Consider the following 11,935-nt stretch of genomic DNA (forward strand, 5'->3'; position numbering starts at 1 on the left):
CTGCCGGAGCTGCCACCCGAGCCGGCCGCGCCGGCCGGCCCGCTGCCGCCCGCGCCCCCCGCCGCCCCAATGCCGGAGCCGGCCGAGCTGACCGCCTACAACCACAACACCCTGCGCTCCCTCCTCGGCGCCTGGGCACTGACCGCCTGCTCCCGCGACGAGGCCGCCGCCGTCGAGATGCACCTCGGCGACTGCGCCTCCTGCGCGGGCGAGGCTCTGCGGCTGCGCGACGCCGTCGGCCTGCTGCACCAGGAGGAGTCCCTCGAGCTCGATCCGCTGCTACGGGCCCGGGTCCTGGAGAACTGCCTCGGCCGCCGCCCGGCGCGGATCCCCGTCCCCGAGTGGGCCGCGCCCTACGACGCCGAAACCGCCCGGCTCGACGCACTCCTCGGCGACCTCGGCATCCCCGAGTGGGAAGTGCCGATCAAGCTCACCTGGGCCCGCGGCGAACGCACCCTCACACTGTGCGGAGTGCTGGCCCACCTCGGCTCGGTGGACGGCATCGTCGCCACCTCCCTCGGCCTGGACGACCCGCTCGGATCCGGCGCGCCCCGCACGATGCTGGACCGTACGAACGCGGCGGTCGACCGGTGCAGGGAACACCCGAAGGACTTCGTACGGAACAAGTGGCGCAACCAGACCCGCAACATCGTGCGGACGCTGTCCTTCGCGGGCTCCTCGACCGGCGGACTGCCCGTCGGCTTCACCGAGTTCGACGTGCCGATGCGCGACGCGCTCATCGACCGGGCCTTCGAGTGCTGGATCCATGCCGAGGACATCGCCAACGCCCTCGACTACCCGGAGTACGGACCGCCGGCCCCGCGCCACCTCAACCGGATGATCGATCTCGCCGCCCGCATGCTGCCCACGGCGATAGCCGAACGGCGCCGGGCGGGACTCGCCGCCTCAGCCACCCGCCTGGTCGCCGCGGGCTCCCCGGGCCGGGCACTGCATCTCCATGTCGAGGGCCCCGGCGGCGGCCACTGGAACATCTCACTCGACTCCCCGGGCGCAATGGCCTCCGAGGAGAACATCGTCGCGGAAATCGCCGTCGACCAGTTGGACTTCTGCCAGCTCACCGCCGGCCATCTCGCACCCGAGCGGATCGCCGCAGGCCAGCAGGGCGATCGGGCCGCGATCCGGGACGTGCTGTTCGCCGCGGCGAACCTGTCGCGGCTCTGAGCAGCAGGCCCTAAGCGAAGACGACCGTACGGCGGCCGTTGAGCAGCACGCGGTGCTCGCTGTGCCACTTCACGGCCCGCGCCAGCGCCTGGCACTCGACGTCGCGGCCGACGGCGACCAGCTGCTCGGGCGTGACCTCGTGCCCGACGCGCTCGACCTCCTGCTCGATGATCGGGCCCTCGTCGAGGTCGGCGGTGACGTAGTGCGCGGTGGCGCCGATCAGCTTCACACCGCGAGCGTGCGCCTGGTGGTAGGGCTTGGCGCCCTTGAAGCTCGGCAGGAAGGAGTGGTGGATGTTGATGATCTTGCCCGACAGCTCCTTGCAGAGGTGGTCCGAGAGCACCTGCATGTAGCGGGCGAGCACGACCATTTCGACGCGCTCCGCCTCCACCAGCGCGAGCAGCTCCGCCTCCGCCTCCGCCTTGTTCTCCTTCGTCACGGGGATGTGGCGGAAGGGAACACCGTAGGAGCCGACCAGCTCCTCGAAGTCCGTGTGGTTGGAGACCACCGCGGCGATCTCGATCGGCAGCGCGCCGATCCTGGTGCGGAACAGCAGATCATTCAGGCAGTGCCCGAACTTGCTGACCATGAGGACGACCCGCATCCGCTCCTCGGCGAGGTGGATCTGCCAGTCCATGTGATACGAGTCACCGATCGCCGCGAAGCTGGCCCGCAGCTTGTCCGCGGTCACCGGAGCATCGGCCGAGAAGTGCACCCGCATAAAGAACAGACCCGTGTCGTGGTCCCCGAATTGCTGGCTGTCCTCGATATTGCAGCCGGTCATGAAGAGGTAGCTCGACACGGCGTGCACGATGCCCTTCTTGTCGGGGCAGGACAAGGTCAGGACGTACTGCTCGGGCTTGGGCTGCGACTCGTTCACGAAGCTAGCGTCGCATACCGCGTGTGCCCCGGACCAAGCCGTCCGTCAGGCGGAACGTGTATAGATCTTCAGCACGTCCAGCGAACGCGGCGGCGTGTCCGGGTCCTCCCCGTCGGCCGTCGCGAGGCGTACGTGGGCCTCGCGCGCGGCCCGCACGGCCTCCGGCCACGCGTGATGCTCCAGGTATGTGGCGACCGGGGCGTCGGCGCCGACCTGGTGCAGGATCTTCAGCACACGCAGCACCGCGAGATCGACCAGCGCGGCCTCCTGCGAGTCACGGAAGATCGTCCCGACGTATTTCTCGGCGGACCAGTTGTCGAGCCAGGTGTCCTCGACGAGCCGGTAGACCGCGTCCGTGACGTCCCCGTAGCCCGGCAGGCCGGCCAGCCAGCACTCCTGCTGGAAAACCAGGTCGCTGATCATGTGCAGCGCCGAGCGCACATTGCTGCGCCAGCGCCACCAGGGCATGTCATTGAGGGGCATGCCACCCATCGTGGATGAGCGGGCGCCTCGACGGGAAGACTTTTGCGGACTCTGCACGATGCACGATCGTACGTGCCTGTGGATCCGGCCCCGCAGGCACAGCCTGTTCACCGGAAGGTGACCCTCTGTTCCCCTCCACTCACCCAAGCGTTGAGTCCGGCGCGGAATCTTCACTTGCCAGGGGCGACAGGCGCGAGGGGCGCGACCGCCGTAAGCGCAAGGCCGTACTGCTCGGCATCGCCATGGCCAGTGCCGCGCTACTCAGCGGCTGTGGTGTGGTCCCGGGGGGCGCGGGGGGCTCCCCGGCGCCAATCACCGCCCTGGCCCCCGGGCCAGGGGCCAGGGCCCTGGGCTCAGAGCTGGGTGTACGAGCGCTGGGTCAGGCCGTACTTCTTGGCGATGGTGTTCCAGAGCCGGACGGCGGTCTTCTTGTTCTGCGAGGCGGTGCCGCTGGCCTTGGTGCCGGCGGAGGTCTGGCCGGTGTTGCGGGCCGAGCCGTGCTTGCAGTACTTCTTGCCGTCGTTCGCGACCTGGTCGCCCCAGGCCGCGTAGTGGGTGTCGGCCTCGGCGGAGGCGTTCCACGCCTTGGTGAGGGCGTCGGTGAGCGCCTGGTGGTTCGGGAGCTGGTCGACCGAAAGGGTGCCGAGCTGGGTGACCAGGCTCTTACGCTGGGTAGCGGCCGACCGCAGGTCGGAGGCGGCCGTGCCGGCGTTCTGGCAGGACTGAATGCTCGCCACGGCGCTGATCACGGACGCCCGGCTGCTGCCGCTCGTCTTGAGCAGCGCGTCCAGCTTCTTCGCCTGCTCCTCCGCGGCGCTCGCGCCGCTGCCCGAGTCCGCCGCCGTGGACGTGCTCGCCGCCGCCGACGGTGAGCCTGTCGGCGTCGCCTGCGCGCCGCCCCCGCCGCCGCTGAGCAGGGCGCCGGCCAGGAGGCCCGCGACAGCGCAGCCGGCCACCACGATGCCGATCACCGCGGCCGGGGACAGCTTCTTGCGGCCGGCCGGCGGCGGGGCATACGGGGGCTCGTAGGACTGCTGCTCGTAGGACTGCTGCTGGTACGGCTCCTGGTAGGGCGCCGCCTGGGGAGCGGGGGGCGCCGGCGGGGCACCGTCCTGCCGGTAGAGGTGCGCGAAGGCGTCCTGGGGCTGAGGCTGGGCCTGCTGGGGCTGGGCCTGAGGCCCCCCGTAGCCGTAGTCGTCGAAGCGCGGCAGGTGCTGGGTCGGCTCCGCGTCGCCGGGCGCACCCGGCCGTATCGCGAACGGCGCCGCCTCCGGAGGCAGCTCCGCCGGCACCGGCCGCAGGATCTGCGTGGCGTCCGCCACGGGAGGCATGGTCTGCGGCATGCCCTGCGGGTACGGAGGCAGCATCTGCGTCGCGTCCGCCGCCACGTGCGCCGGCGCCGGGGCCTGCGGATAGGGCGGGAAGAGCTGCGTGGCGTCGCTGTCCGGCAGCGGCGGCGGGGACTGCGGCTGCGGGGGGTACAGGGGCTGCGGCTGCTGTACGTAGCCGCCGTCGAAGGGCGAGTACGAACCCTGCGGCAGCTGCTGCGGCGGCTGGCCCCAGGGCTGGCCGCCTACCGGCGCCACGTCCCACGGCTCGCTCTGCGCGGGCAGCACCACACCCTCACGCACCTCCGGCGTCTCCTCGTCGCGCCCGTTGTGCATCACCGGAACTCCTGCCTCAACCCCACGTACGGAATCGTCAGCTCACGCTACCCGGTGCCGTTCGCGCCCGACCACGCCGCATGGTGAGGGTGGGACGGCGTGCGTCCCGATCGCTCTGCATATCCGCCCAATTGGGCTGGCCGGGGCGCCGCGACGCCCCGGTGTCGGTCCCGTAACGATTCCGGATGACTAGGCCGCTGCGTCCAGTTCCTCCAGCCGGGAGCCGAATTCGCGGACGACGGGCTCCCGGGCGTAGGGCTCGAGGCGCTGGCGGAAGTCGTCGAGATATTCGGCGCCGCGGGTGGAGCGGAGGCCGGAGAGGAGTTCGACGGCCTGGGTGCCGGAGTGGCAGGCCTGCTCGATCTCGCGTTGCTGAACCTGGGCCTGGGCGAGGACCAGGAGGCCGATGGCGCGGCGCCGCGCCTTCGTGGGGCCGTGACCGGCTAGGGCTTCCTCGGCGCGGCGGACGGCGAGGGCGGACTGGGCGAGATCGCGGTGGCAGTGGGCGAGTTCGTCGGCGAGGTAGGCCTGGTTGAAGTGGGCGATCCAGTCGGGGTCGTCGTCGGGGGTGGCGCGTTCCAGGGCCTCGACTGCCTGGCCGGCGACGGCGGTACAGGCACGGGCATCGCCGAGCAGCGCATGGCCGCGGGCCTCGGCGGCGTAGAACATGGCCTGGGCGGTGGGAGTTACCTGCCCTCGGGTGCCTTCCTGGGCGGCACGGGCGAGTTGGGCGATCTCCCGCGGATTGCCGAGCTGGGCGGCGAGGTGACTCATCCCGGCGGCGAGCACGTATCCGCCGTAGGCGCGGTCGCCGGCGGCCTGGGCGAGGCGGAGGGCCTGGATGTAGTAGCGCTGGGCCAGGCCGGGTTGGCCGGTGTCGACGGCCATGTAACCGGCGAGTTCGGTCAGGCGCGCGACGGCGCCGAAGAGTTGACGGCCCGTCGACTCACGGTAGGAGCCGGCGAGCAGCCCGGAGACGACACTGTTGAGGTAGTGCACGACGACGGGCCGCACATGGCCGCTGCCGAAACGGTGGTCGAGGTCGGTCAGGGCCTGGGTGGTGGCCTGCACGGCGGCGACGTCCGACATGCCGACCCGCGGCCCGCCGGTGCGGGCGACAGCCGCGTCGGTACGGGTGATCAGCCAGTCCCGGCTGGGCTCGACGAGGGCGGAGGAGGCGACGGTCGAGCCGGTGAGGAAGTCACGGCGGCCAACGTCGCTGCGCCAGAGCTCGCAGACCTGCTCGATCGCGCCGAGCACGGTCGGCGCGAAGTGCAGGCCGACGCCGGTGGCAAGGTTCTTGCCGTTGGCCATGCCGATCTCGTCGATGGTCACCGTACGGCCCAGCTTGCGACCGATCGCCTCGGCGATGACGGCCGGGGCGCGCCCGCGCGGCTGCTGGCCGCGCAGCCAGCGGGCTACGGAGGTCTTGTCGTAGCGGAGGTCGAGGCCGTGCTCCGCGCCGCACATGTTGACCCGGCGGGCCAGTCCGGCGTTGGAGCAGCCTGCCTCCTGGATCAGCGCCTGCAGCCGTTCGTTCGGCTGCCGGGCCACGAGTGGACGTGCGGCCATGGGATCCCCCTCATCACTGCCGCGGCTGGCATCTTCAAGATCCATGCCCGGTGCGCGGCATCCCAATTCGCCATAATCGCGTTTATTTGCGGCTGGATGTACGTCTACGCACCCAAGGGTGATTACCCGGATCACGGGGCCAAGCCTCACGCGCGCCCCCGTTCGTGCATCCGTGCGCCCGCCATGAGACCGGAAGTTCGCCGCGCATCGGCGCGTAGCTGCCCGTAACCCATGCTGTACGCCGGAGTTGTGAAGGTCGTGGACGACACCATCACGACCGGCGGCCAACTGCTCGACGCGGCGGTCCGATACGCCGAGGAGCGGCACTGGGACGTGCTCCCCGGCGCCTGGCTCGAAGACGGCCCCGGCACCGGCGCGCTCTGCTCCTGCGGCGAGCCGCGCTGCGGGGCGCCCGGCGCACACCCCAACCGCCCGGACTGGGCCAGGCAAGCGGGCGGCAGCGTGATGGCCGTGCGCCGGATGTGGACCAGGGAACCGCGCGCCTCGATCCTGCTGCCCACCGGGCGGACCTTCGACGCGATCGATGTGCCCGAGGTCGCGGGCTGCCTGGCGCTGGCGCGGATGGAACGGATGGACCTGCCACTCGGCCCCGTCCTGGGCACCCCCGCCCGCCGGCTGATCTTCCTCGTCCTCCCCGGCGCGTCGGTCAAGGTCCCCGACCTCCTGCGCCGCCTCGGCTGGCCGCCCGCGTCCCTCGACCTCACGGTGCACGGCGAGGGCGGCTACGTACCGGCCCCGCCGACCCGGCTGGCGGGCGGGGCCTCGGTTCAGTGGGCGCGCCGGCCGACCGCCCTCAACCGCTGGCTGCCGGACGTGGAGGAGCTGCTCAGCCCGCTGGCGTACGCGTGCGGGCGCGAGGCGGCGGGAGCGCGCGGCCGGTAACGACCACCGGCAGTCGGCTTGGTCATACGGCAGTCGTACGCTGGGCGCGTGTCTGACGATGTGGTGGCGGAGGCGGACCCTGCGGTCCGGGTGCACGGGCTGTGGAAGCGGTTCGGGCAGCAGGTAGCGGTGGCCGGGATCGACCTGACGCTGCCCGCCGGGCGCTTCGTCGGCCTGGTCGGTCCCAACGGTGCCGGGAAGACCACGACCCTGTCGATGGTCACCGGGCTGCTCCGCCCGGACGACGGCACCGTCGAGGTCCGGGGCACGGACGTGTGGCGGGATCCGGTGGCGGTGAAGGCGCGGATCGGCGTACTGCCCGAAGGGCTGCGGCTGTTCGAACGGCTCAGCGGCCGCGAGCTGCTCGCGTACACCGGCAGGCTGCGCGGCATCCCCGGCGCGGAGACCGACCGCCGCGCCGCCCAGCTGCTCGACGTACTCGACCTGACGGCGGACCGGCACAAGCTGGTGGTCGACTACTCGACCGGCATGCGCAAGAAGATCGGCCTCGCGGCGGCGCTGCTCCACAACCCCGAAGTGCTGTTCCTGGACGAGCCGTTCGAAGGTGTCGACCCGGTCTCGGCGCAGGTCATCCGGGGTGTACTCGAACGCTATACGCAGTCCGGGGCGACCGTCGTCTTCTCCTCGCACGTCATGGAGTTGGTGGAGAGCCTCTGCGACTGGGTCGCGGTGATGGCGGCCGGCCGGATCGTCGCGCAGGGCCCGCTCGCGGAGGTACGCGGTGCCGCGCCGAGCCTGCAGGACGCCTTCCTGACCCTGGTCGGCGCGACCGGACGCGGCAGCGGCCAGGACCTGGACTGGCTCGGCAGCGGGGGCGTCAACGGCGGAGGCAACGGCGGCCGACCGAGCGGAGCGAAGTGACCGGCACCTTCGTCCGGCTGAAGCTGGCCATCATCCGCAACGGCCTGCGCCAGTCCACCGGCCGCACCGTCGGCTGGGTCCTCGGCACGGTCTTCTCGCTGCTCTACGCACTCGGCGCGGCCGCCGGGATGATCGTGCTGCGCGGCAACGACCACGCGCCGTCCGTCGCCGTCGGTCTCGCCGTCGTCCTCGTCCTCGGCTGGGCGGTGATGCCGCTGTTCCTCTTCGGCGGCGACGACACCCTCGACCCGACGCGCCTGGCCATGCTGCCGCTGCGCCCTCGCCCGCTGGTCACCGCCCTGCTGGTGTCGTCGCTGGTCGGCGTCGGCCCGCTGGTCACGCTGCTGGTGACGGTGGGCGCGGCCGTCGCCCTCACGGGCGGTGCGGCGTCGGTGGTGGTGGCGGTGGTGTCCGTACCGCTGGTGCTGGTGCTGTGCGTCGCGCTGTCCCGGGCCGTGGCGGCGGCCAATACGCGGCTGCTCACCAGTCGCAGGGGCCGCGATCTGGCCATCCTCAGCGGGCTGTTCGTCGCAGTCGGCGTGCAGCTGGTCAACCTCGCCGTGTCCTCGTTGTCCTCCTCCGGCGGCCTGGACCGGGTCGCCTCCATCGCCTCGGTGCTGCGCTGGGTCCCGCCGGCCCCGGCGCTGGACGCCGTGCGGACGGCGGCGCACGGCTCGTACGGGGAGGCTGTGGCCCAACTCGCGTACGTGGGCGTGGTGCTGGGTGCCGTGCTGGTGTGGTGGTACCGCAGCCTCTACCGGCTGATGGTCGTGCCGGACGCCTCGACGCTGCCGGCCGCCGAGGGACGGGACCGGTCCGGCCGCTCGACCGGGCTGCACCGGCTGCTGCCCGCCGGGCGCACCGGCACCGTGATGGAGCGGCAGTTCCGCTACGCCTGGCGTGACCCCCGCTCCAAGGCCGCCTGGGCGTCCGCCCAAGCGGTGGGACTGCTGCTGCCGGTGGTATCCGCCGTGCAGCACGGCAGCGTCTACTCCTCCTGCTGGGCGGCCGGGCTGCTCGGCCTGCAGATGTACAACCAGTTCGGCGTCGACGGCTCAGCCTTCTGGACCGTCGCGGCGACCGTCGCCACGCGCGACGACGCCCGGGCCGAGCTGCGTGGGCGGGCGGCCGTCATCGCGTCCGTCGCCGTCCCGTACGTGGTGCTGGTGACCGTCGGCGCGGCCCTGCTGCTGCATCGCGCCGCCGCCGTTCCCGAGGTGCTGGGGCTTTCGTTCGCGCTGCTGGGCGCGCTGATCGGCACCGGTGCGTACGCGAGCGTCCGCTTCCCGTACTCCATGCCGCAGGAGACCCGCTTCGGCGGCGGCTCGGCGGCCCCCGGCCAGGGCGGACTGGCCGCGCTCAGCCTCTTCGGCGGCGGCCTGCTGGGCGCCGCGCTGATCGTGCCCGTACTGGTGCTCGTCGTCGCCCTGCATGTCACCGGGCGGTACGGACTGCTGTGGCTGGTCCTCCCGGCCGGCCTGGCTTACGGCGCCGGGCTCGCGGCGGCCGGGCTGCGCTTCGCCGCGCCCCGGCTGACCCGTCGGCTGCCGGAGATCCTGACCGCGGTCAGCCGGGGCTGAGCCCGGCCGTCTCGGCGAGGAAGCGCTCGACCACCTCGTACCAGGCCTCGGGCTGGTCCCAGGGCACGAGATGCCCGGCGTCGGGGATCTCGGCGTACGAACCCCGGGGCAGCACGCGGACCATCTCCTGGGCCTCGGCGCGGCCGAGTTCGCCGTCCCAGCCACGGACGACGAGGGCGGGGCAGCGGACCTGGGACAGCTCCTCCCAGTGCGAATCGGAGACCCAGGGCTCGCGGGAGCGGAGCATGTGGCGGCGGGCGAAGACGGGACGCCAGCCGTCGCCGCGCTCCTCCATCAGCTCGGCGAAGAAGGCACCGCGCGTGGGCCGGGGCTGTTCGAGCACCCAGGCGTCGTCCTCGGCGAACCAGCGGCGTACGTCGTCGAGCGAGGCGAAGGGCAGCGGCCAGCTCTTGAACCAGGCCTCCCAGGCGCGCTGGCTCTCCTCGCCCAGCGCCGAGGCCCGCATGTCGCAGATGACCACCGCACTGACCAGGTCGGGCCGGCGGGCGGCGAGCTGCCAGGCGGTGAGGGCACCCATGGAGTGGCCGATAAGGACGGCGGGGCCGAGGCCCAGCTGTTCGATTACCGCCTCGGCATCCGAGACGTACGCCTCGCGCGAGTACGGCCCCTCGGGCTTGCCGCTGGCGCCGTGGCCGCGCTGGTCGAGGGCGACGGCGCGGTAGCGGGGGGCGAGCCGGCGAACGATGCCGGCCCAGTGCGAGGCGCGGCCCATCAGGCCATGCAGGAAAAGGACTCCGGGCAGGTCGGAGAGGGTCCCGGGGGCTGGCTGAGGGGGCACCGGGGCGGCGGTGTGATCCCACGTGACCAGCGGAACGGCGCCCGCTCCGGTGACCTCGACGCGCCTGGCCATGTGCCGCACCCCCTTCATGACGTTCTAGGCTGTCACGTTATCGAACTCAGGTTCGAGACTCCTCTTCACACACGCAACACCGCTCTTTCGAGTGACAACGCTCAAGGATTGGCAGCCTGCGCCGAGGGGAGGACTCCAGCGGGACGCAGCCCGGCGGGGAAGACGGGCAGCGGGGAGCCACCCGGAAAGCTCGGGGTTCCGGGTGCCTCCTGGGGAGCACCAAGGGGGGCAGGGGGAGGAGGGCCCCGGCGCCGAAAAGCGCCGGGGCCCTCAACCCCGATGGAGGCCATCGAGCCGTGCCGCCCCCGGTCCCTGCCTACCGCTTGGCCACGAACACGTGCGAGGCGACCCCCGAGCTCAACTCCGCCGCCTCTCCCCCGCTGCCGACCAGCACACCACCGGCCGACTGCGTCACGCTCACCACCGCGCCCGGCTGCACACCGGCCCGCCGCAGCGTGTACATCAACTGCGCGTCCGTCTGAATCGGCTCCCCGATCCGCCGAACGACGACGCTCGATCCGGCCGGCCCCGGGTCCAGCTCGGACAGGCTGACCATGCCCTCGTCCAGGAAGGGATCGGCGCCGTCCTTCTCGCCCAGCTCCTCCAGGCCCGGGATCGGGTTCCCGTACGGCGACTCGGTCGGGTGCCGGAGCAACTCGAGGACGCGGCGCTCGACCGCCTCGCTCATCACGTGCTCCCAGCGACACGCCTCGGCGTGCACCTGTTCCCATTCCAGGCCGATCACGTCGACCAGGAGGCATTCGGCCAACCTGTGCTTACGCATCACCCGCGTCGCGATCCGGCGCCCCTCATCCGTCAGCTCCAGATGGCGGTCGCCCGCGACGTGCACAAGCCCGTCACGCTCCATCCGCGCAACCGTCTGGCTGACCGTCGGGCCGCTCTGATCCAGCCGCTCGGCGATTCGGGCGCGCATGGGGACCACACCCTCCTCCTCCAGCTCCAGGATGGTGCGGAGATACATCTCCGTAGTGTCAATGAGTCCTGACATGCGTGCCCCTCGATGGCTGGTGCGTGGCCCTGCCCCAATTCTGACGCATCGCGCGGACAACCGGCCCCAGCATGGTTGACAGCGGGCCCGGCAGCCCTTCATGGTCCTCGGCATGAGCGATCCGGCAGGGCACTTCGCAGGGCGGTACCTCGACGCCGCCATCACCTTGCTCCAGCGTGTACGGGACGAGGAGGGCGGCCCCATCGCCGCCGCCGGCGCCGCCATCGCCGACACCGTGGCCGCCGGTGGACGGATCTTCGCCTACGGCGCCGGCCACTCCTCGCTGGCCGCGCAGGATCTCGTCTACCGCGCGGGCGGGCTGGCTCTGGTCAACCTGCTCGTCGTCCCCGGCACCGTCGGCGTCGACGTCATGCCCGCCACCCTCGGCTCCGCCCTGGAACGGGTCGACGGCCTCGCCCGCGTCTGCCTCGACGCGTCACCGGCCCGGGCCGGTGACCTGCTCATCGTCATCTCCCTGTCGGGCCGCAACGCCCTGCCGGTGGAGATGGCCCAGCACGCACGGACCCTCGGGCTCACGGTCATCGGCGTCACCTCGGCCGCGTACGCGAAGGAGACGACGCCGCGCAATCCCTCCGGGACCTTCCTGAAGGACCACTGCCACGTCGTGCTGGATTCCAAGATCGCCCTCGGCGACGCGGAGCTCACGGCGCCGGAGATCCCGGCGCCGTTCGCCCCCGCGTCGACGGTCGTGACGTCCGCCCTGCTCCAGGCCGTCATGGCGACCGCCGCGGTCAGCCTCGCGGAGCGTGGTTTCGCGCCGCCCATGCTGCGCTCCGGCAACGTGGAGGGCGGCCTCGAGTGGAACGCGGAAATCGTCGAGCGGTACGCGGACCGCGTGTTCTGGCGGCAGTGATACGCGGCGAGTAGGTCGGCTTCCGGCCGACGGCG

Annotated in this window: 11 protein-coding genes; 5 read left to right on the top strand and 6 right to left on the bottom strand. The window is 72.1% G+C overall.

What is annotated here, in order from left to right; translation table 11 throughout:
• On the top strand, positions 1–1,182 hold a 1,182-nt coding region (locus tag EFK10_RS34965), incomplete at its 5' end, for a zf-HC2 domain-containing protein (RefSeq protein WP_322973445.1).
• A 10-nt stretch (positions 1,183–1,192) separates the two neighbouring features.
• On the opposite strand, the gene purU is transcribed toward EFK10_RS34965, so the two are convergent.
• The 4 genes from purU to EFK10_RS34985 all read right to left on the bottom strand — a co-directional run bounded on the left by purU (position 1,193) and on the right by EFK10_RS34985 (position 5,781).
• Positions 1,193–2,062, bottom strand: a complete 870-nt coding sequence (purU, locus tag EFK10_RS34970) for a formyltetrahydrofolate deformylase (protein ID WP_127359662.1) — start codon at positions 2,060–2,062, stop codon at positions 1,193–1,195.
• A 45-nt stretch (positions 2,063–2,107) separates the two neighbouring features.
• Positions 2,108–2,554, bottom strand: coding sequence for an SCO4402 family protein (locus tag EFK10_RS34975; protein ID WP_206305717.1), 447 nt, complete (start codon positions 2,552–2,554; stop codon positions 2,108–2,110).
• 344 nt (positions 2,555–2,898) lie between these two features.
• Positions 2,899–4,209, bottom strand: coding sequence for a hypothetical protein (locus EFK10_RS52350; RefSeq protein WP_265737586.1), 1,311 nt, complete (start codon positions 4,207–4,209; stop codon positions 2,899–2,901).
• Positions 4,210–4,398: 189 nt separating this feature from the next.
• Positions 4,399–5,781 carry a transcriptional regulator gene (locus EFK10_RS34985; RefSeq protein WP_127359665.1) on the bottom strand — a complete coding sequence of 461 codons (1,383 nt, stop codon included), beginning with the start codon at positions 5,779–5,781 and terminating at the stop codon, positions 4,399–4,401.
• A 231-nt stretch (positions 5,782–6,012) separates the two neighbouring features.
• On the opposite strand from EFK10_RS34985, the gene EFK10_RS34990 reads away from it, so the two are divergent.
• Genes EFK10_RS34990 through EFK10_RS35000 form a run of 3 tightly spaced genes read left to right on the top strand, consistent with a single transcriptional unit; the run spans position 6,013 to position 9,146 of the window.
• Positions 6,013–6,684: a bifunctional DNA primase/polymerase gene (locus EFK10_RS34990; RefSeq protein WP_127359666.1), complete on the top strand. Its 672-nt coding sequence runs from the start codon at positions 6,013–6,015 to the stop codon at positions 6,682–6,684.
• Positions 6,685–6,732: 48 nt separating this feature from the next.
• Positions 6,733–7,566, top strand: coding sequence for an ABC transporter ATP-binding protein (locus EFK10_RS34995; RefSeq protein WP_127359667.1), 834 nt, complete (start codon positions 6,733–6,735; stop codon positions 7,564–7,566).
• Complete coding sequence (locus EFK10_RS35000; RefSeq protein WP_127359668.1) at positions 7,563–9,146, top strand: transporter; 1,584 nt, start codon at positions 7,563–7,565, stop codon at positions 9,144–9,146. Before EFK10_RS34995 ends, EFK10_RS35000 begins: the two co-directional genes overlap by 4 nt.
• Here EFK10_RS35000 and EFK10_RS35005 read toward each other — a convergent pair.
• Positions 9,133–10,017, bottom strand: coding sequence for an alpha/beta fold hydrolase (locus EFK10_RS35005; RefSeq protein ID WP_127359669.1), 885 nt, complete (start codon positions 10,015–10,017; stop codon positions 9,133–9,135). The two genes, EFK10_RS35000 and EFK10_RS35005, sit on opposite strands and share 14 nt — an antisense overlap.
• Positions 10,018–10,333: 316 nt before the next feature.
• Positions 10,334–11,026: a metal-dependent transcriptional regulator gene (locus EFK10_RS35010; protein ID WP_127359670.1), complete on the bottom strand. Its 693-nt coding sequence runs from the start codon at positions 11,024–11,026 to the stop codon at positions 10,334–10,336.
• Positions 11,027–11,138: 112 nt separating this feature from the next.
• On the opposite strand from EFK10_RS35010, the gene EFK10_RS35015 reads away from it, so the two are divergent.
• Positions 11,139–11,900 (top strand): SIS domain-containing protein, encoded by a 762-nt coding sequence (locus EFK10_RS35015; RefSeq protein WP_127359671.1) that lies wholly within the window; start codon positions 11,139–11,141, stop codon positions 11,898–11,900.
• The last annotated feature ends 35 nt before the right edge of the window (positions 11,901–11,935 follow it).

This window comes from Streptomyces soli (genome assembly GCF_003999195.1).
Taxonomy (GTDB): Bacteria; Actinomycetota; Actinomycetes; order Streptomycetales; family Streptomycetaceae; genus Actinacidiphila; species Actinacidiphila soli.